Origin of the sequence: Halomonas sp. I1, from assembly GCF_032334135.1 — a bacterium.
Classification (GTDB): domain Bacteria; phylum Pseudomonadota; class Gammaproteobacteria; order Pseudomonadales; family Halomonadaceae; genus Halomonas.
The window spans coordinates 146,801-173,184 of record NZ_JAVXUS010000001.1 but is presented as its reverse complement, the minus strand read 5'-3'; the positions used below and the strand labels follow the sequence as shown (position 1 = coordinate 173,184).

General features: G+C 65.2%; 26 protein-coding genes and 1 riboswitch. Of the genes, 13 read left to right on the top strand and 13 right to left on the bottom strand.

Features of this window, described 5'->3' with window-relative positions; all coding sequences use genetic code 11:
- Positions 1-57: 57 nt before the first annotated feature.
- The 6 genes from RSO41_RS00765 (at position 58) to RSO41_RS00740 (ending at position 6,774) form a co-directional block, all read left to right on the top strand.
- Positions 58-789 (top strand): response regulator transcription factor, encoded by a 732-nt coding sequence (locus RSO41_RS00765; protein ID WP_315616810.1) that lies wholly within the window; start codon positions 58-60, stop codon positions 787-789.
- Positions 786-2,285, top strand: coding sequence for a HAMP domain-containing sensor histidine kinase (locus tag RSO41_RS00760; RefSeq protein ID WP_315616808.1), 1,500 nt, complete (start codon positions 786-788; stop codon positions 2,283-2,285). Before RSO41_RS00765 ends, RSO41_RS00760 begins: the two co-directional genes overlap by 4 nt.
- Positions 2,286-2,468: 183 nt before the next feature.
- Positions 2,469-3,497: an amino acid ABC transporter substrate-binding protein gene (locus RSO41_RS00755; protein ID WP_315616806.1), complete on the top strand. Its 1,029-nt coding sequence runs from the start codon at positions 2,469-2,471 to the stop codon at positions 3,495-3,497.
- A 196-nt stretch (positions 3,498-3,693) separates the two neighbouring features.
- Positions 3,694-4,872, top strand: coding sequence for an amino acid ABC transporter permease (locus RSO41_RS00750; protein ID WP_315616804.1), 1,179 nt, complete (start codon positions 3,694-3,696; stop codon positions 4,870-4,872).
- 1 nt (position 4,873) lies between these two features.
- Entirely contained in the window at positions 4,874-5,968 is a 1,095-nt protein-coding gene (locus tag RSO41_RS00745) for an amino acid ABC transporter permease (protein WP_315616802.1), read from the top strand.
- A gap of 77 nt (positions 5,969-6,045) precedes the next feature.
- The gene (locus tag RSO41_RS00740) at positions 6,046-6,774 is read left to right on the top strand and encodes an amino acid ABC transporter ATP-binding protein (protein WP_410000306.1); all 729 of its coding nucleotides are present in this window, start codon (positions 6,046-6,048) and stop codon (positions 6,772-6,774) included.
- A gap of 201 nt (positions 6,775-6,975) precedes the next feature.
- Here the strand turns inward: RSO41_RS00740 and RSO41_RS00735 are convergent, their stop codons facing one another.
- From RSO41_RS00735 to RSO41_RS00720, 4 genes are all read right to left on the bottom strand, one after another.
- Positions 6,976-8,256 (bottom strand): FAD-binding oxidoreductase, encoded by a 1,281-nt coding sequence (locus tag RSO41_RS00735; protein ID WP_315616798.1) that lies wholly within the window; start codon positions 8,254-8,256, stop codon positions 6,976-6,978.
- Complete coding sequence (locus RSO41_RS00730; RefSeq protein ID WP_315616796.1) at positions 8,253-8,564, bottom strand: hypothetical protein; 312 nt, start codon at positions 8,562-8,564, stop codon at positions 8,253-8,255. Before RSO41_RS00730 ends, RSO41_RS00735 begins: the two co-directional genes overlap by 4 nt.
- Positions 8,561-10,012, bottom strand: coding sequence for a sodium-dependent transporter (locus tag RSO41_RS00725; protein WP_315616794.1), 1,452 nt, complete (start codon positions 10,010-10,012; stop codon positions 8,561-8,563). The genes RSO41_RS00730 and RSO41_RS00725 overlap by 4 nt, the downstream gene beginning before the upstream one ends.
- Positions 10,013-10,136: 124 nt before the next feature.
- Positions 10,137-11,630, bottom strand: a complete 1,494-nt coding sequence (locus RSO41_RS00720) for an aldehyde dehydrogenase family protein (protein ID WP_315616792.1) — start codon at positions 11,628-11,630, stop codon at positions 10,137-10,139.
- A 121-nt stretch (positions 11,631-11,751) separates the two neighbouring features.
- Here RSO41_RS00720 and RSO41_RS00715 point away from each other — a divergent pair, with 121 nt between their 5' ends.
- Positions 11,752-12,657 carry a LysR family transcriptional regulator gene (locus RSO41_RS00715; RefSeq protein WP_315616790.1) on the top strand — a complete coding sequence of 302 codons (906 nt, stop codon included), beginning with the start codon at positions 11,752-11,754 and terminating at the stop codon, positions 12,655-12,657.
- On the opposite strand, the gene RSO41_RS00710 is transcribed toward RSO41_RS00715, so the two are convergent.
- Positions 12,654-13,568, bottom strand: a complete 915-nt coding sequence (locus RSO41_RS00710; RefSeq protein WP_315616788.1) for a LysR substrate-binding domain-containing protein — start codon at positions 13,566-13,568, stop codon at positions 12,654-12,656. The genes RSO41_RS00715 and RSO41_RS00710 overlap by 4 nt on opposite strands.
- Before the next feature lie 201 nt (positions 13,569-13,769).
- Between RSO41_RS00710 and RSO41_RS00705 the strand changes: the two genes are divergently transcribed.
- From RSO41_RS00705 to RSO41_RS00685, 5 genes are all read left to right on the top strand, one after another.
- On the top strand, positions 13,770-15,017 hold the full coding sequence (locus RSO41_RS00705) for an aspartate aminotransferase family protein (protein ID WP_315616786.1): 1,248 nt from the start codon (positions 13,770-13,772) through the stop codon (positions 15,015-15,017).
- A 44-nt stretch (positions 15,018-15,061) separates the two neighbouring features.
- Complete coding sequence (locus RSO41_RS00700; protein WP_315616784.1) at positions 15,062-16,417, top strand: VOC family protein; 1,356 nt, start codon at positions 15,062-15,064, stop codon at positions 16,415-16,417.
- A 49-nt stretch (positions 16,418-16,466) separates the two neighbouring features.
- Complete coding sequence (locus RSO41_RS00695; RefSeq protein ID WP_315616782.1) at positions 16,467-17,234, top strand: sulfite exporter TauE/SafE family protein; 768 nt, start codon at positions 16,467-16,469, stop codon at positions 17,232-17,234.
- A gap of 152 nt (positions 17,235-17,386) precedes the next feature.
- A complete protein-coding gene (locus RSO41_RS00690; RefSeq protein WP_315616780.1) occupies positions 17,387-18,802 on the top strand; it encodes a serine hydrolase in 1,416 nt (471 codons plus the stop codon).
- A gap of 253 nt (positions 18,803-19,055) precedes the next feature.
- Positions 19,056-19,931 carry a DMT family transporter gene (locus tag RSO41_RS00685; protein ID WP_315616778.1) on the top strand — a complete coding sequence of 292 codons (876 nt, stop codon included), beginning with the start codon at positions 19,056-19,058 and terminating at the stop codon, positions 19,929-19,931.
- Positions 19,932-19,940: 9 nt separating this feature from the next.
- Here RSO41_RS00685 and thiE read toward each other — a convergent pair whose 3' ends face one another.
- From thiE to RSO41_RS00660, 5 genes are all read right to left on the bottom strand, one after another.
- Positions 19,941-20,579: a thiamine phosphate synthase gene (thiE, locus tag RSO41_RS00680; protein ID WP_315616776.1), complete on the bottom strand. Its 639-nt coding sequence runs from the start codon at positions 20,577-20,579 to the stop codon at positions 19,941-19,943.
- A complete protein-coding gene (gene thiM, locus RSO41_RS00675) occupies positions 20,569-21,375 on the bottom strand; it encodes a hydroxyethylthiazole kinase (protein WP_315616774.1) in 807 nt (268 codons plus the stop codon). The genes thiE and thiM overlap by 11 nt, the downstream gene beginning before the upstream one ends.
- Positions 21,376-21,408: 33 nt before the next feature.
- Positions 21,409-21,509, bottom strand: a riboswitch (TPP riboswitch).
- Positions 21,510-21,575: 66 nt separating this feature from the next.
- Complete coding sequence (locus tag RSO41_RS00670; protein WP_275289439.1) at positions 21,576-22,214, bottom strand: peroxiredoxin; 639 nt, start codon at positions 22,212-22,214, stop codon at positions 21,576-21,578.
- Positions 22,215-22,543: 329 nt separating this feature from the next.
- Complete coding sequence (locus RSO41_RS00665) at positions 22,544-23,044, bottom strand: C40 family peptidase (protein WP_315616769.1); 501 nt, start codon at positions 23,042-23,044, stop codon at positions 22,544-22,546.
- Between the two features lie 71 nt (positions 23,045-23,115).
- A complete protein-coding gene (locus RSO41_RS00660) occupies positions 23,116-23,460 on the bottom strand; it encodes a hypothetical protein (RefSeq protein WP_315616767.1) in 345 nt (114 codons plus the stop codon).
- A 156-nt stretch (positions 23,461-23,616) separates the two neighbouring features.
- Between RSO41_RS00660 and gloA the strand changes: the two genes are divergently transcribed.
- On the top strand, positions 23,617-24,150 hold the full coding sequence (gloA, locus tag RSO41_RS00655; protein WP_315616765.1) for a lactoylglutathione lyase: 534 nt from the start codon (positions 23,617-23,619) through the stop codon (positions 24,148-24,150).
- Between the two features lie 135 nt (positions 24,151-24,285).
- Here the strand turns inward: gloA and RSO41_RS00650 are convergent, their stop codons facing one another.
- From RSO41_RS00650 to RSO41_RS00640, 3 genes are all read right to left on the bottom strand, one after another.
- Positions 24,286-24,813: a hypothetical protein gene (locus tag RSO41_RS00650; protein ID WP_315616763.1), complete on the bottom strand. Its 528-nt coding sequence runs from the start codon at positions 24,811-24,813 to the stop codon at positions 24,286-24,288.
- Positions 24,810-25,118, bottom strand: a complete 309-nt coding sequence (locus tag RSO41_RS00645; protein WP_315616761.1) for a nucleotidyltransferase domain-containing protein — start codon at positions 25,116-25,118, stop codon at positions 24,810-24,812. The genes RSO41_RS00650 and RSO41_RS00645 overlap by 4 nt, the downstream gene beginning before the upstream one ends.
- Positions 25,119-25,300: 182 nt before the next feature.
- Positions 25,301-26,383, bottom strand: coding sequence for a metal ABC transporter solute-binding protein, Zn/Mn family (locus RSO41_RS00640; protein WP_315616759.1), 1,083 nt, complete (start codon positions 26,381-26,383; stop codon positions 25,301-25,303).
- Position 26,384 lies beyond the last annotated feature (1 nt).

The window sequence follows — 26,384 nt, the reverse complement described above, 5'->3', positions numbered from 1 at the left end:
GATGCAGGGGGCGCAGCCCAGCCCTACAGTGGGGCAAGGCTGACAGAGGATGGCGCCATGACCTATCGAATCCTGTGTGTCGAGGACAACCCCGAGATCGGGCGGATGCTGGTCGAACGCCTGGCCGATGAGGGGCATCATTGCGACCGCGTGGTCGATGGCGAGTCGGCCCTGGCCGCGCTGGAAGGCGGCGCGTCGGCGGCGGGGTATGATCTGGTGATGCTGGACCTGATGTTGCCCGGCCTCGATGGCCTGGAGGTGTGTCGGCGGCTGCGTCGTCGAGACAGCCACACACCAGTGCTGATGGTGACGGCAAAGGCGGCCATTCGCGATGTGGTGCTGGGGCTCGAGATCGGCGCCGACGACTATGTCACCAAGCCGTTCCACATGCCGATCCTGCTGGCCCGGGTCCAGGCCCTGCTGAGGCGGCATCGCCATCCGGTCCCGGACGACGATGGTATCGTCGAGACGCCGCCCGTGGTCCGTGGCGAGCTGGTCATCGATGCGGCCCGCCATCGCGTCACCCTGGCGGGGCGTGTCGTGCAACTGACCGCCAAGGAATTCGCCCTGCTGGCCCTGTTCGCGCGCCACCCGGGGCACAGCTTTACACGGGGCGAGTTGCTCGACCGGGTCTGGGGCGAGGAGTTCGATGGCTACGACCACACCGTGAACACCCATATCAACCGCCTGCGCAACAAGATCGAGGCCGACCCGGCCCGCCCTGGGTTCATCCAGACCGTGTGGGGCATCGGCTATCGGTTCGCCGACGAGGAGAGCGATCCATCGTGACATCGCTATGGCATCGGCTGGTGTCCCTTGGACGCAGCCTCTACGCGCGTATCGCGCTGGTCTATCTGACGGGGCTGCTGCTGCTTTCGGCGGCCGTGGCCTGGTTTGCCACCAGTCAGTTCGATCAACTGGGGCGTGAACTCCAGCAGCGCCAGGAGGTGGGCCTGGCCGACAATCTGGCCGGCGTGATGGCGCCTGCCCTGCGCGCCGGCGCCGACAGCGAGAGGGCTCGGGAGACGGCGCGGCACATCGTATCGATCAACCCTTCCTTATCGCTCTATGTGCTCGATGCGGGCGGACGCGTCATCGCCGATTATGCCGAGCCGACCTGTGGCCTGGGCAGCCGGGTAGCGCCGGCCTCCCTCGAGGCACTGCTCGATGATGAGCCCATGCTGCCTGTGCTGGCCGATTCGCCCTGCAGTGGACAGCCCGGGGTGTTTTCGGTGGCCCGGATCGCGTACGGCCCGAGCGAGACCCCCGGCTATCTGTATGCCGATCTGAACAACGCCAGCCACACCTCCATGACCGCGATGCTGCGCACCAGCTCGATCACCCGAACCCTGGTGGCCGCCGGCCTGCTGGCGCTGGGGCTCTCCGGCTTGCTTGGCCTGCTGTGGTTCGGTCTGCTGACCCGTCGCTTTTCGCGATTGACCTCGGTGGTGCAGCGTTTCGCCGATGGTGAATACCAGGCCCGCATCGCCGAGCCCCGCAGCGACGAGATCGGCCAGCTGGGGCGTGCCTTCAACGACATGGCCGGGACCATCGAGGCGCAGCTGGCGGCGCTACGCGAAACCGATCGCCAGCGCCGCGAACTGGTCGCCAATCTGTCGCACGATTTCCGTACGCCCCTGACCTCGCTGCGTGGCTACGTCGAACAACTGCAGCGGCGCGAGCCGTTGTCGGACGAGGAACGTCGCGTGGCCCTGACAGCGATCTTCGACAACGCCGAGCGGCTGACGCGACTGGCACGGCAACTCTCGACCCTGGCCAGGCTCGATGCCTATGACCACCCCTTGCGGCGCGAACCCTTCGCGCTCGCCGAGCTGGCCCACGACATCGCCGGCAAGTTTCAGCCCCAGGCCGAGCGCCTCGGCGTGACCCTGAGCGTCGACGTCGACCCGGCATTGCCCTGGGTCGATGCCGATCTGGGACTCATCGACCGCGCGCTCTCCAACCTGATCGACAATGCCCTGATCGCCGCGTCGCCCGAGGGACGGGCATGGCTGGAAGGCGAGGCGACCGAGCAGGGTGTGCGCATCAGGGTGAGCGATGACGGCGAAGGCATCGCCGCCGCCGACCTGCCGCTGGTGACGCAACGTTTCTATCGCACCGCAGCGAGCCGGGCGCGGGGCGAAGGGAGCGGGCTGGGACTGTCAATCGTGCGCGAGATCTGCGAACGGCATGGCACGACGCTGGACGTCGACAGCCGGGAAGGCAAGGGCACCACCGTGACGCTGACGTTACCGCGCTCCCGCAGCATTGTGACAAACGTTTAATGGTGGCGTTGCCGCGATGACGGCAAGGTTGCTAGTGTCCTGCTTCGGAGGTTCGTTGAAGAGGTGGCGGCTCAAGGGGCCGCCAGAATTCTACCGTCAACCTCTGATACAGGACACTCGATTCGCAGATGCTGCATTGCGACCATGCAGGCATCGTAAAAGACAACAACGGAGTTTCTGGTCATGCGCAATAACAACAAGACGCTGGTGGCACTATCCCTCGCCACCCTGTCGCTTGGAACGGCCGCCTCCGCCTCGGCGGCAACCCTGGACGAGGTCAAGGAACGCGGCGAGCTGCATTGCGGTGTCAATGTCGGGCTGGCTGGCTTCTCGTCATCGGACGAGGACGGCACCTGGCAAGGCCTGGACGTGGAGACCTGCCGCGCCGTGTCCTCGGCCATCTTCGGTGATCCCGAAAAGGTGGCTTTCACCCCGCTGACTGCCAAGGAGCGTTTTACCGCGCTGCAATCCGGCGAGATCGATGTGCTCTCGCGCAACACCACCTGGACGGCGACCCGGGACAATTCCCTGGGGCTGAATTTCACTGCTACCACTTTCTACGACGGCCAGGGCTTCATGGTCGACAAGGAACTGGGCATCGAGAGTCTCGAGGACCTGAACGGCGCCTCGATCTGCATCCAGTCCGGCACGACCCACGAGCTCAATCTCGCGGACTACTTCCCCTCCCGCGACATCGATATCAACACCGTGACCTTCGATACCCCGGACCAGACGGCTCAGGGCTTCGCCAGCGGTCGCTGTGACGTCCTGACGTCCGACACCTCTCAGCTCAGCGCCCTGCGCCTGCAGTTGCCGGAGCCGGACAGCGTCGAGATTCTCACCGAACTGATCTCCAAGGAGCCGCTCGGGCCGGTGGTGCGCCAGGGCGATGACCAATGGCTCGACATCGTCCAGTGGACGATCTTCGCCATGGTCAATGCCGAGGAAATGGGCATCAACAGCGACAACGTCGAGGAGATGAAGAAGAATCCGCCCAATCCCGGCGTGGCGCGCCTGCTCGGTGTCGACGGTACCTATGGCGAGCAGCTGGGTCTCGGCAATGACTGGGCCTACAACATCATTGCCCAGGTGGGTAACTATGGTGAGGTCTTCGCCGATACCGTGGGCGAAAACTCGCCGCTGGGCATCAGCCGTGGCATGAACGCACTGTGGAACGAAGGCGGGATTCTCTACGCACCGCCCATTCGCTGAGCGTATCACTGGGTGACGGGCCTGCACGGCCTGATCGCTGCGCGATAACCGCCATGCAAGGCGGGTATCCACGGCCCCGGCATGCTGTCGGGGCCGTCGTGACGGTCAAGCCGTACCAGGCCGGCTGATTCCTGCTTCCGCCGTTCTCCCTCCCCGATGGGCAGCGGCGGTCGTGCTATTCCGTTCGAGGCTCGACATGCAGCGTTCTTCTTCTACCGAACGGGGGCCGCTATGGCGTGACCCCGCCGTTCGTGCGTTGGTGATTCAGGCGACCCTGCTGCTGGCTCTGCTGGGCTTCATCGCCATGATCGTGACCAACACCCTGGCCAACCTGGAGGCCCGTGGCATCACCACGGGGTTCGGCTTTCTCCAGGAACGCGCCGGGTTTTCCATTCCGCAGACTCTGATCGACTACAGCGGCGACAGTTCCTATGCGCGCACCTTTGTGGTGGGCCTGCTCAACACCCTGCTGGTGTCGGGCATGGGGATCGTGGCGGCGACCATCATCGGCTTTGCCGTGGGCATCGCCCGGCTCTCGACCAACTGGCTGATGGCCAAGCTCGCCGCCGCCTATGTGGAGATCTTCCGCAACATCCCGTTGCTGGTACAGATCCTGTTCTGGTACTTCGCGGTCCTGCAGGCCTTGCCGAGCCCGCGTCAGAGTCTGTCGCTGTTCGAGGCCGTCTTTCTCAACGTGAGGGGGCTGGTGGTGCCCGCTCCCGAGCCGTTGCCGGGGTTCTCGGCCACCCTCTGGGCGCTGCTGCTGGCCGTCATCGCGGTGGTCGGGTTGAGCGTCTTCGCGCGGCGTCGGCAGATCCGCACCGGCAAGGCGTTACCGGTCTTCCGACTGGGGGCATTGATTCTGATCGGCCTGCCACTGGTGGTCTTTCTGACAACCGGCCAGCCGCTGGCCTGGGAAATGCCCGAGATGGCCGGCTTCAACTTCCAGGGCGGGGTGACGGTCATTCCCGAGCTGGTGGCCCTGTGGCTGGCACTGTCCATCTACACGGCGTCCTTCATTGCCGAGATCGTGCGTTCGGGCATCCAGTCGGTGCCCAAGGGACAGACCGAGGCGGCGAAGGCGATCAGCCTGCCCGGCGACGTGACCCTGCGCAAGATCGTCATCCCCCAGGCGATGCGCGTGATCGTGCCGCAGCTCACCAGCCAGTACCTTAACCTGACCAAGAACTCGTCGCTGGCCACCGCCATCGGCTACCCGGACCTGGTAGCGGTATTCGCCGGCACAGCGCTCAACCAGACCGGCCAGGCCATCGAGATCGTGGCCATCACCATGGCGGTCTATCTGGTGATCAGCCTGGTGGTATCGGCGCTGATGAACCTCTACAACGCGCGTACCCTGCTCAAGGAGCGATGAGATGGCGACACGAACCGAGATGATCGAGGCGCGTCGTCCGCCGGACATGCGCCGTGGCGCGGTCGGCTGGCTGCGCGCCAACCTCTTCAACAGCCCCCTCAACAGCGTGCTCAGCCTGGTGGCCATCGTGCTGCTGAGCATGGCGCTGTGGCCTCTGGCGAAGTGGGCGCTGATCGATGCCGACTGGCTGGGGTCGACCCGCGAGGCCTGCACGGGCGAAGGCGCCTGCTGGGTGTTCATCAGTGCCCGCTTCGAGACCATCATCTATGGCTTCTATCCGGATGCCGAGCGATGGCGGGTGGATCTCGTCCTGGCGATGATGGCACTGCTGATCGCCTGGCTGGCGATTCCACGCCTGCCGGCCAAGCGCTGGGTCGGCCTCTTTTCCCTGGTCGGCTTTCCGATCCTGGCCTATTTCCTGCTGCTGGGCGGGCATTTCGGTCTGGTGGCCGTGCCGACCCGCGAATGGGGCGGGCTGATGCTGACCCTGACCGTGGCCACCGTGGGCATCGTCGGCTCGCTGCCGATCGGTGTGGTGCTGGCCCTGGGCCGGCGTTCGCAGATGCCGCTGGTGCGCAGTCTGTGCGTGGTGTTCATCGAGTTCTGGCGTGGCGTGCCGCTGATCACGGTGCTGTTCATGGCCTCGGTGATGCTGCCGCTGTTCGTGCCCACCGAAGTGGAGTTCGACAAGCTGCTGCGTGCGCTGATCGGCATCATGTTCTTCTGGAGCGCCTACATGGCCGAGGTGGTACGCGGCGGCCTGCAGGCGATTCCCTCGGGCCAGGAGGAAGCCGCCAAGGCGCTCGGCCTGGGCTACTGGCGTCGCATGGGGCTGATCGTGCTGCCCCAGGCACTGAAGCTGGTGATCCCGGGGATCGTCAATACCTTCATCGCGCTGTTCAAGGACACGTCGCTGGTGCTGATCATCGGCCTGTTCGACCTGCTGGCGATCATCCGGGCGGGGCTCACCGACAGCAACTGGCTGGGGTTCGCCACCGAAGGCTATGTATTCGCCGCGCTGATGTTCTGGGTGTTCTGTTTCAGCATGTCGCGGTATAGCCAGTATATCGAGCGACGTCTCCACACGGGTCACTGATTCAGCCCCCCTGACAACAAGGAAATACCGTCATGACGGCAAGCAATTCGGCAAGTGTGTCCTCCTCGGACTCTCCGATGATCGAGGTCGAGGGGCTCAACAAGTGGTACGGCGACTTTCATGTGCTGCGCGACATCGATCTGACGGTGGCGCGGGGCGAGCGCATCGTCGTCTGCGGCCCCTCGGGGTCGGGCAAGTCGACCCTGATCCGCTGCTTCAATCACCTGGAGGAGCACCAGCAGGGCCGCATCACGGTCGATGGCGTGACCATGACCCAGGACGTCAAGCGCATCGAGCAGATCCGCCGCAACGTCGGCATGGTGTTCCAGCACTTCAACCTCTTTCCGCACCTCTCGGTGCTCGACAACTGCTGCATTTCCCAGACCTGGGTGCAGAAGAAGCCCCGCGCCGAGGCCGAGAAGACCGCCATGGAGTTCCTCGAGCGGGTGCAGATCGCCGATCAGGCCCACAAGTATCCGGGACAGCTGTCCGGCGGGCAGCAGCAGCGCGTGGCCATCGCCCGGGCGTTGTGCATGCGTCCCGAGGTGATGCTGTTCGACGAGCCGACCTCGGCGCTCGACCCGGAGATGATCAAGGAGGTGCTCGACGTCATGGTCGAACTGGCCCACGACGGCATGACCATGCTCTGCGTGACCCATGAGATGGGCTTCGCCAAGACGGTGGCGGACCGGGTGATCTTCATGGATCAGGGCCAGATCATCGAGCAGGCGCCGCCCGAGACCTTCTTCAATAACCCGGAATCCGAGCGGACGAAGTTGTTCTTGAGTCAGATCCTGGGCCACTGACGGAAACACTGATTTATTGCTGCACTCGATATCCTGGCCGTCGGCGGTACTCGCCGTCCTCATTGACCGACAAGTCAACTCCGGGGGCTGCGTTCCGGCGACGGCCAGCCTCTCTTCGTTCGCGACATAAATCAGCGCTTCCTTGTGTTCTGGCTCGTGTTGCGTTCTGTGGCTAATGTTTTCTGGCTGAAGGTGCGCATCTCAGGCGACGATGCGCAGGCACTGCCCGGCGTGGTAGAGGGTGAAGCCGCTTTCGTAGGCGGTGCTCCAGAGCGGCTTGGCACGTAGAGGCCGGACGCTTTGGATGGGGAGCGGGAGCAAGCCGTCATCGCCGCTGGTGAGGTAACCGGCGAAGCCCTGGCCGACCACCGTGCCGGTGGTGATGCCGCGGCCGTTATATCCGGCCGCCGCCAGGATGCCGGGTGCCGGCTCGAACAGGCGCAGGGTGTGGTCCGGCGTGAAGCCGACCTGACCCGTCCAGGTGCATTCCCAGTCCACCCGTCCCAGTTGCGGGAAGTAATGGCGCTGCACCCGATCGGCCCAGCAGCGCAGGAACGATGCCGGCTTGCTGTCGCCGCAGCCCAGGCTGCCGAGGATCAATCGACCCTCGGCGTCGCGACGCATGCTGCTCAGTACTGTCCGGGTATCCCAGGCTCCCTGGCCTTCGGCCAGGATGTCGCCGGCGACGTCGTCGGGCAGTGGCGAAGACGCGACCTGGTAGAAGTGCCCGCGGAAGAAGTGGTCGCGCACTTGGTTCCAGTGCCCCTCGGTGTAGGCATTGGTGGCGACCACCAGTTGCGGTGCCCGGACGCTGCCCAGCGGCGTGTCGACCCGCCAAGTGTCACCGTCGCGCTGGATACCCTCGGCAGCGCTGTGCGTGTGCAGGCTGGCGCCCGCGGCATGGGCTGCTCGAGCGAGCCCCCGAGTATAGGCCGTTGGATTGAGGGTGCCGGCTCGCCGGTCGAGCAGGGCGTGACGGATGCGAGGCGTGCCGACGCGCCGCCGGCACTCTTCTCCTTCGAGCAGCTCGACCGGCGCGCCGCGCCGCGAGAACTGTTCGAAGCGGCGAACCAGTTCCTCGGCGCCCTTGCCGTTGTGCGCGAGGTGCAGGGTGCCGGTCCGGGTGTCCTGACAGTCGATACCGTGCCGGTCGATGAGCGCGAAGACCTCGGCGGGGGCTCGGCCGAGCACCTCGTTGGCACGTTCGCCGTTTTCCGGGCCCAGGGCCTCGAGGATATCGTCCGGCGGGATCCACATCCCCGCGTTGACCAGCCCGACACTGCGCCCGGAGCCGCCGCTGGGGATGTCGCCCGCCTCCAGCAGCACCACCGAGACGCCGGTCTCGGCGAGGTGCAGGGCGGTACTGAGCCCGGTGATGCCGCCCCCGATGACGGCGACATCGGCCCTGGCCTCGCCTTCCAGACGAGGATACTCCCGTTGTCGTTCGGGGGAGGTGGACGTCCAGATACAAGCCGATTTCATACTGCCTCCCGGGTAGCGTCGTCGACGTCCGACCAGTCGTAGAAGCGTTGCGGGTTGCGTTGCAGGGACTGGCGCTGCACGCCTTGCCATTCCCGAATCTCCGGGGCGTGTTCACTGTCGGGGTGCAGCGTCAGCCAGTGCTCGAGATCCCGGAAGGCACGTGGCGAGTAGGGTTCGAAGTCGCCCTGAGAGTGAAGCAGGGACAGTTTGCGTTCCTCGTGGCGCATCGAGACGATCAGGGCATAGCCGGCCACGCCCCACAGGGCAACGATGGACGCGAGCATGACGATGATGGCGGACAGGCTCATGATGACTGACCTCCTGTGGACGTGGCGACCTGGGGCGTGTCATGGCGACGGTTCATGATCCACATGCACAGCGGGATCATCAGCGTCAGGAGGGCCAGGCCACTGACCGTCTTCCAGGGCGTCTGACCGAGGTTGGTGTAGAGGAAGTAGGCCATGATGCCGAGCATGATGGCGGGGATCTGGTAGCGCACGACGAGCTCCCAGAGGTGCGGCACGTAAAGGTCGGCGCCGCGGTTGAGGCTCAGCACGCGCAGCCGGCGGGCATCGAACTTCCAGCCGATGGCGATCATGATGATGAAGGTCGCCAGTGGTAGGCCCCAGTTGCCGACCACGAAGTCCAGGTAGCCGAGGATATTGGCGTTCATGGCGCTCGGGATGCCCAGCAGCCAGATGATGCCGCAGATGGCCAGCACGGCCTTGGTGCGACTCGTGTTGCGTTCCTCCCGGTAGGTGGTGACGCCGACCTCGGTAATGGCGATGGCGGTGGTCAGGTTGGCGAAGAAGAAGCCCATGAAGAACAGCAGGGCCCAGAGGTAACCGCCCGTCATGCTGCCGAAGGCATTGGCCAGGGCCACAAAGGCCAGTTCAGCGCCGGAGCTGGGCGAGATGCCGAAAGCGAAGACGATGGGAAAGACGGCGAAGATGGCGAGTAGCCCGAAACTGGTGTTGCCGATCGCCGTGAAGATGCCGCCGCCCAGGGGAATATCGTCGTTGCGGCTGAGGTAACTGCCATAGGTCAGGGCGATGCCCCAGCCGAGTCCGGTGGAAAATAACGCCTGGCCGAGGGCCGCCAGCCAGGTTTCCCCCCGTGCCAGATAGGCCCAGTTCGGCGAGAAGCTGAACTCCAGGCCGGCCATGGCGCCCGGCAGCGTCACGCCCCGAATGGCGATGGCGATCAAGGCAATGGTCAGGATCGGCATCATCCACTTGGCCAGGCGCTCGATGCCGCCCTTGATGCCAAACAGCAGGATGCCAGTGACCAGCAGCATGGCGACGCTGTGCATACCGACGTTCAGAGCGGTGTTCCCGCTGAAGGCCTGCCACAGGGCGGCGGTGTCGAAGTCGGTCTGGGTGAAGGTACCGATCACGGCATGAAAGGCATAGTAGATCGACCAGCCGACGATCGACGAGTAGTAGGACATCAGCACGATGTTGAAGATCAGGATCACCAGCCCAAGGCCGACAAGGCGGTTGTTGCCGTAGAGCTTGCGGAAGGTGCCGATCAACCCCTGCCGGGTATGGCGACCGAGGCTGGTCTCGCCCATCAGGCCGGGCACCGCGATCAGGTAGAGCAGCAGGAAGTAGGCGATCAGGAAGGCGCCCCCGCCGTTCTCTCCCGTCACGTAGGGCATGCGCCAGATATTGCCGGCTCCGACCATGGCGCCGACGACGGCCATCAGGTAGCCGAAGCGACTACCCCATTGTTCTCGGGAAATTGTTGTTGTCATCTGTGAACTCCATGACATGTCCTGGAGGATCGGGCGTGCAGGAAAACCGGCCGCATTCTTCGGAATGTCATGCACACCCGCGCAGCGAAGTGCCGCCCCGTGACCGGGACGGCGACGCGCGTGATCAGTCGAACTTGATGCCCTGAGCCAGTGGCAGCTCGCGGGAGTAGTTGACGGTGTTGGTCTGGCGACGCATGTAGCTCTTCCAGACGTCGGAGCCGGATTCGCGGCCGCCGCCGGTCTCTTTCTCGCCGCCGAAGGCGCCGCCGATCTCCGCGCCGCTCGGCCCGATGTTGACGTTGGCGATGCCGCAGTCGCTGCCGACATCCGAGATGAAGGCTTCGGATTCGCGCACATCACTGGTGAAAATGCACGACGATAGCCCCTGGGGAACGTCGTTGTGCAGGGCCATGGCCTCGTCGAAGTCGCGGTAGCTCATCACATAAAGAATCGGGGCGAAGGTCTCGTTCTTGACCAGATCGTCTTGCTGTTCGACCTCGACGATGGCCGGGGTCACGTAGTAGGCGTCGGGATACTGCTCGGCGAGTCGGCGTTCGCCGCCGACGACGCTGGCGCCCTGCTGGCGCGCCTGGTCGAGCACGGACTGCATCTGGTCGAAGGCCTGGGCATCGATGAGCGGGCCGACCAGGCTGCCTTCCATGGGGTCGCCGATGGTCACGCCGGCATAGGCCTTCTTCACGCGCTCGACGACCTCGTCGCGGATCGATTCGTGGACGATCAGGCGGCGCAGGGTCGTGCAGCGTTGCCCGGCCGTGCCCACGGCGGAGAACAGAATGGCGCGAACCGCCATGTCGAGATCGGCACTGGGCGCCAGGATCATGCCGTTGTTGCCGCCCAGTTCGAGGATGCTGCGGCCGAAACGAGCGGCGACCCGAGGCGCGACGTCGCGACCCATGCGGGTGCTGCCGGTGGCGCTGATCAGCGGCACGCGCGGATCGTCGGCCAGGCGCTCGCCGGCCTCGCGGTCTCCCGTCATCACCTGACTGAGGCCTTCGGGCGCCTCGTCGCCGAATTCGACCATGGCGCGTTCCAGCAGCGACTGACAGGCCAGGGCGGTGAGCGGGGTCTTCTCGGAGGGCTTCCACAGCAGGCTGTTGCCGCAAACCAGAGCCAGAGCGGCATTCCAGGCCCAGGGCGCCACCGGGAAATTGAAGGCGGTGATCAGACCGATCGGCCCCAGCGGATGCCAGCTTTCGCGCATGTGGTGACCGGGACGCTCGGAAGCGATGGTCAGGCCGTAGAGCTGGCGCGATTGACCGACGGCCAGGTCGCAGATGTCGATCATCTCCTGCACTTCGCCGAGGCCTTCCTGGTAGATCTTGCCGCACTCCAGGGTGACCAGGGCGCCGAGGTCTTCCTTGTGGCGGCGCAGTTGCTCGCCGAACAGCCGAACCAGCTCGCCGCGGCGAGGGGCGGGCACCCGGCGCCACTGTTCGAAGGCGTGCTGGGCGCGTACCACGCGGGCCTCGACGGCATCGGCGCCCTCGAGGTGGATTCGACCGAGCTCACTGCCATCGGTGGGTGACGTGACCGTGAAGTCGCCCTGGCGGTAAGTGTTCTCGGAGACGCCGAGGCGCTGCATGAGGGATTCGATCATTCTTCCTCCTACTGTTCATTTCTGGATGCGGAAAACGAAACCAGTATTGGCGCGGTGGTTGACGCCCTTCAAACGACGTTTTATATGGAGGTTATTCCTTTTTTTCTGGTTGGAGCCGCGCATGAACCGCCGACACCTGCCCACCCTGACTGCCATGCAGTGTTTCGAGGCCTCGGTGCGGCACATGAGTTTCACTCGTGCCGCCGACGAGCTGAACCTGACCCAGAGCGCCGTCAGCAAGCAGGTTGCCCAGCTCGAGTCAGTGCTCGAGCACCCGCTGTTCCGGCGGGTACGCAAGCGGCTCCAGGTCACCCCCGAGGGCTCGCTTTACCTCACCGAGGTGCGCAAGATCCTGGCGCAGGTGGAGATGTCCACGCGCTACATGCAGTCCTACGGTGGCCAGAGCGAAGTGCTCAATGTCACCACCCTGCCGACCTTCGGAGCGCGCTGGCTGATTCCGCGGCTCAATGGCTTTCGCTTCCGGCATCCACGGGTCTACCTGAACATCGCCAACCGCTCGGAGCCCTTCGACCTGGAGGAGGAGCGCGTCGATGTCGCCTTCTTCTTCGGCCACGGCGCCTGGCCCCGGGCCGAATGCATCCGGTTGCTCGATGAGGAAATGGTGCCGGTCTGTGCGCCGGCTGCATTGCCTGACGGCGGCATCCAGGAGCCGCTGGCGCTGACACGGCTGGTACTCTTGCAGAGCGCGACACGCCCCGAGGCCTGGCACGACTGGTTCGAGGCTCAGGACTGTTATACCGAACACAGCTACCACGGGCCGCGTTTCGATACCTTCTACATGGCCCTGCGTGCGGCCCGGGCCGGCTGCGGCGTGGCCCTGGTGCCGCGTTTCCTGGCCGAGGAGGAACTACAGGCCGGCCTGCTGACGATTCCCTGGTCGTTCGGCCTGGCCAGCCGGGACGCCTATTACCTGGCCTACCCCGAACACAAGGGAGAGGTCGCCAAGGTGCGAGGCTTCATCGACTGGATACTCGAGCATCGGGATGGCCCCGGTGGGGTTCCCTAACGTGATGTGCCGGCCGGCGTATCCGCCTCGGCACACGCCAGCACATGGTCGACGAAGCGGCGCACCCGGGAGAGTTCGCCGAGGTGTTCCGGGTGCACCAGGTAGTAGGCGTCGGGCCCCTTGAGGACGTGGGACCAGGCCAGGGACAGCCGGCCCTCGGTCAGCTCGGCGTCGACGAAGAAGCGCGGCACCAGGGCGAGTCCGCCGCCGCTCATCGCCGTGCGGATCAGCATCTGGAAGGTCTCGAAGCGCGTGCCGTGATAACTGCGGTCGGTGGTGATGCCTTGATCGGCGAACCAGCGGTGCCAGGCATCGGGGCGGGTAGAGAGATGCAGCAGGCGGCACCCGGCCAGGTCGGCGGCGCGCGTCGGTTGCTGCCTGGCCAGGTAGTCGGGTGCGCCGACCGCGACCACCTCCTCGTCGAACAACTTGTGGCACTCCAGGTTCGGCCAGCTGCCATGGCCGTGGAAAATGGCCACGTCGATGTCCTCCTGGTCCAGGTCGAAGGCCTCGACATGGTCGCGAACGCTCAGGTCGATGTGCGGATTGGCGTTCAGGAAGTCCGGCAGTTGGCGGGCCAGCCAGCGGGCCCCGAAGGTCGGCAGGCTGGCGACTCGCAGCACCTCGCCCTGGCCGCTGTAGGTCATGATGGTATTGGCCGACATCTCGATCTGGGCCAGGATCTTGCGCACCTCGGTAAGGTACAGCGAGCCCTCCGGCGTCAGCACCAGGGTGCGGCGCACGCGCCGGAACAGCTTGTGCTGCAGGTACGCCTCGAGTTGTGCCACCTGCTTGCTGACCGCGCTCTGGGTGATGCTCAGTTCATCGGCGGCACGGGTGAAACTCATGTGCCGCGCGGCCGCCTCGAAGCACTGCATGGTGATGGTCGAGGGCAGGTGACGTGCCGTCATGCCAGGGCTCCGTGTTTCATGGATTCTCATGGGTCATGCTGGAAGGGCGATGCACCGGGTGTGAGGCCGAATAATCATCAATGCCTCGGCTTTCCAGAATAATCCATGACGACAAGGAATGAATAGCGCGCTTTTTTTCGTTTGAAGCCCGGAACGCGGCTCTGTTCTCATCATGGTCATACGCTCCCACAGGACGATGACATGGATCTCCCGCACATTAGTGACTCGCTTGGCATCGTGCACCCCATCTGCATCGAACGGGGCCGCAACGCCGAGGTCTGGGACGAACAGGGCAAGCATTACGTCGACTTCGTCGGTGGCATCGGTGTGCTCAACCTGGGGCATGGCCATCCCGCCGTGGTCGAGGCGGTCAAGGCGCAGGTCGGCACCCTGATGCACTCCGCCTTCAATGCCCTGCCGCATCGTGGCTATCTCGAGGTGGCCCGGGCCCTGGATGCCTTCGTGCCGGTGTCGTATCCGTTGTCCTGCATGCTCACCAACAGCGGTGCCGAGGCCACCGAGAATGCCCTCAAGATCGCCCGCGCCGCCACCGGGCGCCAGGGCGTGATCGCCTTCGACGACGGCTTCCATGGCCGCACGCTGGCGGCGTTGAATCTCAACGGCAAGGTCAAGCCCTACAAGAACCGCCTCGGTGCCTTGCCCGGCCCGGTGCATCACTTGCCCTTCCCGAGCCGCGATAGTGACGTCGATGCCGACACCGCCATGGCCGCCCTGGAGCGGTTGTTCGAGGTCGAGGTACCCGCCGATGAGGTGGCTTGCATCATCGTCGAGCCGGTCCAGGGCGAGGGCGGCTTTCGTCTGCTGTGCGCCGATTTCGCCGCGCGCCTGCGGGCGTTGTGCGAGGCTCGAGGTATCGTGTTGATCTTCGACGAGATCCAGTCCGGCTTCGGACGCACCGGCAAGCGTTTCGCCTTTTCCCACCTGGGGGTCGAACCCGACCTGCTGCTGATGGGCAAGAGCATGGCGGCCGGGCTGCCGCTGGCAGCGGTGGCTGGCAAGGCGGAACTCATGGACGCTCCGCCGAAAGGCGGCCTGGGCGGCACCTATTCGGGCAATGCCGTCGCTTGCGCCGCGGCCCTGGCGGTGATGGACGTAATGAGCGAGGAAGGCCTGGCTGACTGGAACAAGCGTCAGGAAGCGACGATCATGGAGGCGTATCGTGGCTGGCGGTCTTCCGGCCGCTATCCGATGCTCGGTGAGATGACCGGTGTGGGCGCCATGCGGGGCATCGTCTTCGAGGATACGCCCCGGGCCTCCGGCGCTGACCATTTGTCGACCCTGCTCGCCGTGGCCCGGGAGGAGGGCATACTGCTGATGCCAAGCGGGCGGCGGCGCAACGTGCTGCGCTTGCTGCCCCCGCTGACCGCCGAGCCCGAGGTGCTGGGCGAAGGGCTGGCGAGGCTCGAGCGAGCCCTGGGGCGGCTGTAGCCCTGAACCGAATTCATGATGACCGACACCGAGAGGCATACCCGATGACGTCCCCCGTTTCCCATCACGAGATTCGTGACCGTTTTTCCAGGGCCATGTCGGCCATGTATCAGGCCGAGGTGCCTCAGTACGAAACCCTGCTCGAGCTGGTGGCGGAAGTGAACCGCGAAACCCTGGCGCGAGATCCCGAACTGGCCGAGCGGCTCGAGGCCCACGACGAACTGAATCGCCTCGGCGTCGAGCGGCATGGCGCCATTCGCGTCGGCAGTGCCGAGGAACTTGCCATGTTGCGCCGGCTGTTCGCGGTGATGGGCATGTTCCCGGTGGGCTACTACGATCTCTCCGAGGCCGGCGTGCCGGTGCACTCTACTGCCTTCCGGCCCATTGACGATGAGGCGCTGGCGCGCAACCCCTTCCGTGTCTTCACCTCGTTGCTGCGCCTGGAACTGGTCGAGAACGCCGAGCTGCGCGAGCGCGCCGCTGACATCCTCGCCAAGCGTGACATCTTCACGCCCGGCGCCCGGGAAATGATCGAGCTCAGCGAACGCCAGGGTGGCCTGACCGATGAGCAGGCCGACCGTTTCGTCACCGAGGCGCTGGAGACCTTCCGCTGGCACCAGGACGCCACCGTGGACCTGGAAACTTACGAGGCGCTGCATGCCGAGCATCGGTTGATCGCCGACGTGGTCTGCTTCCATGGGCCGCACATCAACCACCTGACGCCGCGCACCCTGGATATCGATGAAGCGCAGCGTCGCATGCCGGCGGCGGGGATGAACCCCAAGGAGGTCATCGAAGGACCGCCGCATCGTGACTGCCCGATTCTGCTGCGCCAGACCAGTTTCAAGGCCCTGGAGGAGCCGGTCCGCTTTGCGGGCGAACACCAGGGAACCCATACGGCACGTTTCGGCGAGATCGAACAGCGAGGCGTGGCGCTGACCGCCGAGGGGCGCGCCCTTTATGATCGCCTGCTGGCCGAGTCGCGTCGGCGCACTGCTGGCCTGGACAACACCGAGCACCAGCGGGTTCTGGGCGAGGTGTTCGCCGACTTTCCGGATACCGAGGCCGAACTGCGCCGTCAGGGCCTGGCCTTCTTCGAGTACCGGCTGACCGAAGCGGGACGCGAGGCCGGCGTGGTCATCGAGACCGAGCTGGAGACATTGATCGAACAGGGGCTGGTCGTCGCTCGACCGATCACCTACGAAGACTTTCTGCCGGTCAGCGCGGCCGGCATTTTCCAGTCGAATCTCGGTGGCGGCGGTAACGACGCCTATGCCGGCAACGCCAATCGTGACGCCTTCGAAGCGGCGTTGGGCGCCCAGGTGACCGACGAGCTGGCGCTCTATGGCGAGCGGGAAAGGTTGTCACGCGAGGCAGTACTGGAGGCGCTCGGCGGCTGACCCGAGGATTCGGGTATGATGGGATGCTCAGCCCGAACAAGGATGTGTCATGCCGTGGTTGGATAGCCTGTCGCCGCTCGATGGCGGCATCGAGCTTCTGCTGATTCTGCTTTCGACCCTGACCTCCATGATCAGTGCCTCGATGGGGGTCGGCGGCGGAACCCTGCTGATCATGACCATGGCACAGGTCATGCCCGGCGCGGCCTTGGTTCCGGTACACGGCATGGTGCAACTGGGGTCCAACGGTGGCCGAGCCCTGATGACACTGCGTCACCTGAACGGGTCGGTCCTGGCCGCCTTCGTGCCGGGTGCACTGCTCGGTGCCGTGGCGGCCAGCTGGATGCTGGTGCGTCTTTCGACCGGTGTGCTGGAGCTGGCCATCGCCGGTTTCGTGCTGTTCACTCTCTGGGGCCCCGGGCTACCCAAGCGCAGCCTGAGCCGGCTCGGCACCGCTATCGCGGGGGGCGTCACGACCCTGCTGTCGAGCCTGGTCGGCGCCAGCGGGCCGATGGTCGCGGCCTTCATCAAGCAGCACGGAGGCTCGCGCCAGGCGACTGTGGCGACCTTCGCTGCCTGCATGACCCTGCAGCACCTCACCAAGGCCTTCGTGTTCGGCGCCGCCGGCTTCATGTTCCGCGATTGGCTCTGGCTGATCGCCCTGATGATCGCCGCCGGGGTGGTGGGCACCTGGCTCGGATTGCGGTTGCTGGGTCGGTTGTCCGAGCGGCGCTTCGATGGCCTGTTTCGCTGGGGCCTGACCCTGCTGGCGCTGCGCCTGATCTGGTTGGGGCTGCAGCGTCTCGGTGTCATCGGTTGAGATCCGAGCCGATCGAGAAGGCCGATCGGCTCCGGATGTCAGGAAAAAGCCTATTTTTGTGGACTTTTCCCCTGTACAGGGCGCTATTGTGGGTCATAATGCGCTTATGTAGAAGAAGCCATGAATTCAGGGGAACTCCCATGGGGCTCACAATGACACGGCGATGGTACCTCGCCCTCATTCTGCTGCTGGCCGTCACGCTGCTGGCCGGCACCGCCCAGGCAAACAATCCGCGCTATGCCGGTATCGTCATCGATACCGACACCAGCGAGATCCTCTATGCCGAAAATGCCGACGCACCGCGCTACCCCGCCTCTCTGACCAAGATGATGACGCTGTACATGCTGTTCGAGACGCTCGACCAGGGCGGCATGACATTGGGGCAGCGGTTGCCGGTGTCATCCACTGCCGCCGGCATGCCGGCCACCAAGCTCTGGTTGAAGCCGGGCAGCAGTATCCCGGTCGAGAAAGCCATCCAGGCCCTGGTGGTTCGCTCCGCCAACGATGTCGCCGTGGTCGTGGCCGAGGCGCTCGGTGGCAGCGAGTCGCACTTCGCGAGGATGATGACCACTCGTGCCCGGGAAATGGGCATGGAGGACACGACCTTTCGCAACGCTTCCGGGCTGCCGGACGACCGTCAGGTCACCACGGCGCGGGATATGGCGCTGCTTGCCAGGCGCTTGATGCTCGACTTCCCCCAGTACTATCCCTACTTTTCCCTGAGTCGCTTCACCTGGCGCGGCAAGACCCTGACGGGTCACAATAATCTGCTGGACAGCTATCCGGGTGCCGATGGCCTGAAGACCGGCTTCATCCGTGCCTCCGGCTTCAATGTGGCGACCTCGGCGAAACGGGGGGGGCGACGCATTCTCTCGGTGGTCATGGGGGGCTATACCGCGGCTTCTCGAGACGAGCACATGGCCAACCTGCTGGATCGCGGTTTCCTGCGCGCCTCGCTGAGTGACGGGCGAGGTTTTCTGGCCAATACTCGCATCACCGATGACCACCTGCTGCCCGGGGCACGGCGCCCGATACCATCGTCCGGTCAGATGCTGGCGAGCGCCGACGACACGACACCCGAACCGCAGGCCATCAGCTCGCCTTCCCGGGATGAGGTCATTGCGACGGCCGGTACCGGCGTGGGCGCCGTGACATCGGTGTCCGAGCCGACGCCGGCCAGGGAAACGTCAGGCGTGACCTCGACACCCGAACAGGCGTCTTCGTCTCCCTCGCCGTCGACCGTTGCCGTCGCCTCGGCGGCATCGCGCAGCCATGCGCCCGACCCCATCCGGCGCGTCGTCGATCAGCACGAGGCGGCGATGCCCGGAAGCTGGGGCGTGCAGGTCGGGGCCTTCAGCGACGCCGACCATGCGCGACGCCTGGCTGCCCGAGCCGCCGAACGCCTGACCGCCGAGCTGGCCGATGCCCGCGTGGCGGTACCGCATGTTGCCGAGGCCGGCGTCTATCGCGCGCGGCTGGTGGACATGCAGGAAGGGCAGGCGCGTAACGCCTGCCGGCGATTGCAGGCGCAGGGGATGGATTGCATGGTGGTGCAGGCCACCCTTTAGGGAAGCACTGCGTGACGCGGTGCTCAGCATCCCGGCTATGACGGCATAGGCTCCGGTTCTTGTGCGCCTGGTGCTTGGCTCCGCTTGCCGGTTTGCCCAGCGCGTCCCCGAAAGGGTGGGTTGCCGTTACCCGCGAAACCCATTAGCTTGGTAGCCAAATATGCATCACCCCGCCGGTTCGACCGGTGGGGTGGTTTTTTTGGTTCATGCTCAGTGTTCTGAGCTCTGAGGCCAAGCGGTCGGGAGAGGTGAGATGTCGTCATCGTTCAAGGGAATCCTGTGCATGTGCGGCGGGGTCTTGTGTCTGGCGCTGGGCGATGCCATCACCAAGTGGCTCGGCGAGACGCATTCGCCGCTACAGCTCATCTTCTTCCGTACCCTGGTGTCGCTGCCGCTGATCGCGTTGATCGCTCGCTTCAACGGCGGGCTTCGCAAGCTGTCGACACGTCGCCCCGGCATTCACCTGATGCGCGGGCTGATTTTTACCGGCACCATGATCTGCTTCATGTGGGGCCTGACCCTGCTGCCGCTCGCCGAAACCACGGCCATCGCCTTCGCGGCACCTTTGTTCGTTAACCTGTTGTCGGTGCCGCTGCTCGGCGAACGGGTCGATCGGACCACGCTGTTGGCTACCCTGCTGGGCTTTATCGGCGTGCTGGTGGTGGTGCGGCCGGGAGGCAGCAGCTTTCAGCCGGCGGCCCTGATCGTGGTCGGTGCGGCGGTTTTCTACGCCCTGACGATGATCACCGCGCGTCGCTATGGCGACCGTGAGCACCTCTGGGCCATGGTCTTCTATACCACTCTGGTGCCGATGCTGGTATCGGCAGCGACCCTGCCCTGGGTGTGGCAGATGCCGGCGCCGATTCACTGGCCATTCTTCCTGCTGGCCGGCGTGCTGGGTGTCGGCGCCATGATCGGGCTGACCCTGGCGTTTCGCTACGCGCCGGCGGCGCTCGCCGCGCCCTTCGATTACACGGCGCTGCTCTGGGCCATATTGCTGGGCTGGTGGCTATGGGACGAGGTGCCGGACCTGTGGGTACTCGTCGGCGGCACCCTGATCATCGTCAGTGGCCTGGCCATCGCCTATCACGAGCGTCGTGTCGCCCTGAACCGTCGGCCTTCCACTTGATGCGGTGACTCAGCGCCCAGGCCTCCCCGAGGACGTGCCCTGCAGGAAACGACGCGCCGCGGCTTCCGGATCCGGTGTGCCGCAGATCGCCGAGATCACCGCCAGGCCGTTGGCCCCGGCACGACGCACCGCCTCGGCGTGCTCAGCCTTGAGCCCCCCGATGGCCACCGTCGGCAAGGGGCTGGCGCCGGCCAGGTCCGCCAGGCCGTCGAACCCGAGCGGGGCGGCATGGTCGTGCTTGCTGGGCGTGGCGAAGACCGGCCCCAGGCCCAGGTAGTCGAGCCTGGCCGGCTCGATCCGGGCGAGCTGTTCGTGGGTCTGTACCGAGAGCCCGAGGATGGCATCCGCCCCGAGCGCGGTGCGGGCGTCCTCGGCCTCGCCGTCGTCCTGACCGATGTGCAGCCCATCGGCGCCGCTGGCCAGGGCCACTTCCAGCCGGTCATTGATCAGCAGGGGAACGCCGCTGCCCGCGAGGGCGGTCTTCAGGCGTCGTGCCACCGGCACCAGTTCGGCATCGCTGGCGTGCTTGTCGCGTAGCTGCACCAGGGTCACGCCACCGCGCACAGCGGCGGTGACGGTTTCCTCCAGGCCGTGTTCGGCGCACAGCTCGGGGTCGGTGACCAGGTAGAGAGACAGGTCAACTCGCATGGGTGATCTCCAGTCGGGCACGGTTGGTCAGGGTGTCGGCGTCGAGGGCATGCAGGGCATCGAGGAAGGCCACGGCGAAGCTGCCCGGCCCCCGGGCGCTCTCCCCGGCGATGCTGCCGGCTACGGCGTAGCCCGCCAGCGCCGAGACGCCGGCCTCGAATGGGTCTTCGGCGACGGCCAGGCAAGCGCCCACCACCCCCGTCAGGGCACAGCCCAGGGTCGTGACGAGCGGCATCAGGGCGTGCCCGCCGGCCACGCGGGCCAGGCGCTGGCCATCGGTGACGAGGTCGGTCTCGCCGGTGACGGCAACCACGGCGCCCGTGCGGCGAGCCAGCTCGACGGCGGCGCGCTCTGCCGCCTCGGTAGTGTCGGTGCTGTCCACACCCTGACCACCGCCGCCTTGCTCGGCCAGGGCCATGACCTCCGAGGCATTGCCGCGTACCACCGTCGGTGACAGTGCCAGCAGGCGGGTGCCGGCTTCGCGGCGCAGGGTCGTGGCGCCCACCGCCACGGGGTCGAGCACCCAGGGTGTGCCGGCCCCATTGGCGGCACGGGCGGCATCCTCCATGGCGTCCACCCAGTCGGGCGAGAGGGTGCCGATATTGAGGGTCACGGCGCCGGCCAGAGCGGCGAACTCGCCGACTTCCTCGCGGGCATGGGCCATGGCCGGCGAGGCACCCAGGGCCAGCAAGACATTGGCCATGGTATTCATGGCGACATGATTGGTGATGTTGTGAACCAGCGGGCGGGACTCGCGCACGCGGCTCAGGTGGCGAGCAGGATCGATGGTGTGCATGGCGCCTCCCGGGCGGCGGGAGGTGCTGGCCTCGGGAGAGCCGGCACGACTCCCTCCGCCGGCATTATCCGGGTCAGGTGGTGAGGGTGCATCTCAGCCGGGCGGCATGGCGTCCGGCGCCCCTGTCGTCAGGCCTTCTACTATCCGTGCCCGGTTGGCACCTGTAAAGAGGCGGCGGCGCTTGCCGCCGCCTCTTTACCTCAGGAGCGCTTGGGCTGCTTGACCAGGCGCAGGTAGGGCTTCTGCTCGTCCCAGCCGTCCGGGAAGAGCGTCTTGGCCTCCTCGTTGCTCACGGCGGGAACAATGATGCAGTCATCGCCGTCCTGCCAGTTCACCGGCGTGGCCAGCTTGTGCTGGTCGGTGAGCTGCAGGCTGTCCAGCACACGCAGCACCTCGGCGAAGTTGCGGCCGGTGCTGGCCGGATAGGTGATGGTCAGGCGGACCTTCTTGTTCGGATCGATGATGAAGACGCTACGCACCGTCAGGGTGTCGTTGGCGTTGGGGTGGATCATGCCGTAGAGGTTGCTGACCTTGCGGTCGCCGTCCGCCAGCAGCGGGAAGTTCAGCCCCTGCCCCTGGGTTTCCTGGATGTCGCCGGCCCAGGCTTCGTGATCCTCGAGCGGGTCCACGGAAAGGCCGATGGCCTTGGTGTTGCGCTTGTCGAATTCCGGCTTGAGCCGCGAGACCTCGCCGAGCTCGGTGGTGCACACCGGGGTGAAATCCTTGGGATGCGAGAACAGGATGACCCAGTTGTCTCCTGCCCATTCATGGAAGTTGATGGTGCCGGCGGTGCTCTCTTGAGTGAAGTCTGGCGCGATGTCGCCGAGTTGCAGTGCCATATTGGCCTCCTGATGGATGGGTGAGTGGCATCGCGGGCGCGGTGCCGGCTCGAGGGTTTCCAGCATTGCACGATGATGGCGCGGGTGGAAACAACCGCTGGCCATATGCTCAGTCGAATTTACGCTTAGTGTCGAGCGACGAGCTGCGGGTTCCGAGCCTCGAGAGTCGAGCAGAGCGTAGCAGGCTTGAAGCTGTGAACCCTGGGGGCGGGGTTCGAATCTCGTATCTCGTCGCTCGTTTGCTTCGGGGGTGGGGTTCGGGTCTCGCATCTCGCCGCTCGTATGCTTTGGGTTTCGAGCGTCGAGGGCAGGCACGTTTCGTACCGTCCCTAAGGGGCTGGGGCGGCGGCACCGAGAAACCGCTCCCGCCAGTAGTCCAGTCCCAGCGCCGTGGTGGTGACGCGTCGCCCGCGGCCGGGCGCATGGATCATCTGGTCATGGCCCAGGTAGATCCCCACATGACTGGCATCGCCGCCTCCGGCGGTGTCGAAGAACAGCAGGTCGCCCGGGCGTGCCTCGTCGGTCGGCGGCAGGGTCTCGAACTGTCGGCGAGAGGTGCGTGGCACACTGATGCCTGCCCGGGCGTAGGCGAGCTGTACCAGCCCCGAACAGTCCAGCCCGCTCGGCGTATCACCCCCGAAGCGGTAAGGCGTGCCGAGTGCCTGACGCGCCTCGGCGAGGATCATGGCGCGGTCCATGGAGAGGTTGCCCGTGTCGCGGGTGGCCAGGTCGGGCCCGGCGCAACCGGCCAGCCACAAGAGCAGCAGCATTGCCAGCGGCCATCTCGTCACGCGAATTGTGGAGTGGCGGTAGATGACATCTGATGGCATGCGCGGCTCCATGGCGGTGAGGTTCCGTCTCCCTCGCATAGCCTAGGCGCTGATACCGACGCTGGCTAGCATCAACGAAAGGCGATGCGCGTGCCATGGGTCAAACGTTCCTCGGGCGTCATGGCATGCCCCGGAACGCCGATCATTTCGTCGCCGCACTGGTCATCCCAGGTCAGTACACCGTGGGTCAGCCCCAGTTCCCCGAGGCGTTCTCGGAGTTCGCCGGTACCCAGGTAGGTGCAGGTATGCCCGGCCTTGTCGGTCAGGGTGGATACGCCGTTGGCGTGATGGAAGCGCACCGTGTAGATGCCATCCTGGGACTCGACCTCGACGATGGGCGAGAACCCGTGGGCCAGGGCGTGGGAGAGTTGCTTGTAGGTGAGGCGATCACCTGGAGACAGGTCGGTGGCGGCCATGATGAGCCCCCTTCGCGTGGTGGTGTCGTCTATCAATGTAGAATCCCGCCGGGATCGCCGCCATCCCGCTGGCGGGGTGGAAATTCCGGAGCTTCGCCCCCATTCAGGCAGCACTATCCCACACGACATCCCACACGACGCGAAAAGGAGAGGGCCATGAGCTTTGAGGGTGAGCAGTATCCCGGCGTGAAGGCACCGGCCGCCGAGACCGAAGGCTTCCGCCTGAATCACACCATGCTGCGGGTCAAGGATCCGCAGGCGGCGCTGGACTTCTACTCGCGCGTCTTCGGCATGCGGGTACTGCGCAGGCTGGACTTCGAGGAGATGCAGTTTTCCCTGTACTTTCTGGCCAAGCTAGAAAATGGCGATGCGGTGCCGGAGGACAAGGCGCAGCGTAGCGTCTGGACCTTCAGCCAGAAAGGACTGCTGGAGCTGACCCACAACTGGGGGACCGAGGATCAGGCGGACTTCGCCTATCACGACGGCAACGCCGAGCCCCAGGGGTTCGGGCACATCTGCTTCTCGGTGCCGGACCTGGATGCCGCCGAGGCGTGGTTCGATGCCAATGAGGTCGAGTTCATCAAGCGTGCCGCCCAGGGCAAGATGCCGGATGTGGTCTTCGTCAAGGACGTGGACGGCTACTGGATCGAAGTGGTCGAGGCTGCGCGGATGGCCGACAAGGGCGACTAGCGTCGCCAGTGTCGAGCCACGAGCCACGAGCCACGAGCCACGAGCAGCGAGACAAGCCCAAGCCCTGACAAAAGCGTAGAGGCCGTCCCCTTCGGGCGGCCTCTGTCATCATGTGCTGGTTCGGTGCCTGGGCGATCAATCGAAGATGCGCTCGAACTCTTCCGAGAAATCCTGGCTGGAGGGAGATATCTGGAGCCAATCGATGATCAAGGCAAGGAGACGTCGGGCCGTATGAAAGAGTATATGGGATAGCTCATGCAGCAAGTTGAAATGCTCGGCAATCTCTGAGTAGTTGGTGGCATACTCATGCGCGGCCATGTTGCGGATGGCGCGACAGCGTTGCCAGTCGGCCGTTGAGTCGATGATCCCTTGCTTTTCGAAAAAGGCGAGGACTTTTAAGAAGTTATCACTTGGCTCTCCCGCAAGAAGAGCGCTATGTCGCATGGCGGAGGCCAGGGAATCCTGTAATTTGGCGAATCGCTCGTTGATGGCGGCGAGTGTCTCGAAGAGATCAATATCCTTCTTGTGTGCTTCGAGCCATGCGGCTTCGAGGGGCCAGGCGACCCGGACCTCGGATTGGTGGAGGAACCAGGCACAACGCTGAATGGCTTCCAGGAGTTGTGCCAGATGGTGTTGTTGCCTATCGAGAATATCCTGGCTCATGCGGCATCCTCGAGCTTGATCGAGCGGGCCTGGTGCAGGGCGATGGCTTGAAAGGGCGTCGGCTCATCCCCTTGTGTATAAGTTAGAATATCCACAGGGAGCTGTAGATTGGTCTCCAGGTCCTGCTTCAGTTCGGCACGTGCCAGAAGCGGGATGGGCGTGGAGGAAACCAGCAACAGGTCCAGGTCGCCACCTCGCCGAGTCTCATCGAGGCGGGAACCAAAGAGTCGAATATCCACGTCACTACCCACCAGATGTCTGGCAATGTCGAGGATACAATGACGTTGCTGGTGGCTAAGGCGCACTAGGAGGCTCCAGAAAAGACTGACTCATGAGAAGTCTAGCACTCTGCCGAATATCGCCGACACCTGGGGCCGGCTGGCCCATGGGCCAGCCGGCCTCTGTCATCGTGTGCTGGTTCGGGGGCCAGGGGGCGAGTGAGGGCGTGCTGGCATCCAGCGAGATCATGAGCTCCTTCGGCGGTCAGTCAGTGCTCGTGATCGTGCTGCGTCTCGGTGCCTGACTTGCCATCTGCTTCCGGCTTGGCCAGGGCGTCGTGCAGCACGCGGGCGTTGTGACGCATCATGCCGAGATAGGTGCTGGCTTCGCCTTCGGGGGCCAGGGCGCCGGAGTAGAGGGTGCCGGCCACCGGGCGGCCGGTTTCCTCGGCCAACTGATCGATGAGCGCTGAGCTGGTCATGTTCTCGTGGAACAGCGCACGGACATCGTTGGCACGGATCACCTCGATCAGTTCGGCCATGCGTGCCGCGCTGGGGCCGGCCTCGGTGGACAGGCCGGCCGGCGACAGGAAGCTGATGCCGTAGGCGCGGGAGAAGTAACCGAAGGAGTCGTGGCCGGTGATGACGCTGGTGGATTCGGGCAGTGCCGCCATCTGCTCGCGGATCTTGGTATCCAGAGCGTCGATATCGGCGAGGTAGCGCTGGGCGCGTTCGCGGTAGTCGGCCTCGTGGGCCGGGTCGGCGGCGATCAGGCCGTCGCGGATGTTGGTCACATACGTCTTGCCGAGGCGTGGGTCCAGCCAGGCGTGCGGGTCTTCTCCGCCGTGATCATGCCCGGCATGGTCGTGCTCGTCATGGTCATGGCTGGCGTGATCATGTTCAGCGTGGTCGTGCTCACCATGGTCGTGGCTCTCGTGTTCATGGACCGCGTGATCATGAGCCTCATGGCCATGGTCGTCGCCTGCGGCCGTGCCGCCCTGATCCGCGATGCCTTCGGTGGCGACCACCGTTGGCCCCTCGTAGTCGCCGGCGCCGAGCAGGCGCTCCATCCAGCCTTCGAAGTGCATGCCGTTGAACACGACCAGGTCGGCCTCGGCCAGGTTGCGCGCGTCGATGGGACGTGGCGAATAGACATGGGCATCGCCATCCGGGCCGACCAGGGCGTCGACCTCGACATGTTCGCCGCCGACCTGTTCGACCATGTCGGCCAGGATGCTGAAGCTGGCGATGACCTGCACGCGATCCTCGGCCAGGGCACCGGGCACGGCCAGCAGGGTGGAGAGGCCGACGGCCAGCGCACTGTAGTGCTTCAAGGACGTGATGGATGACATC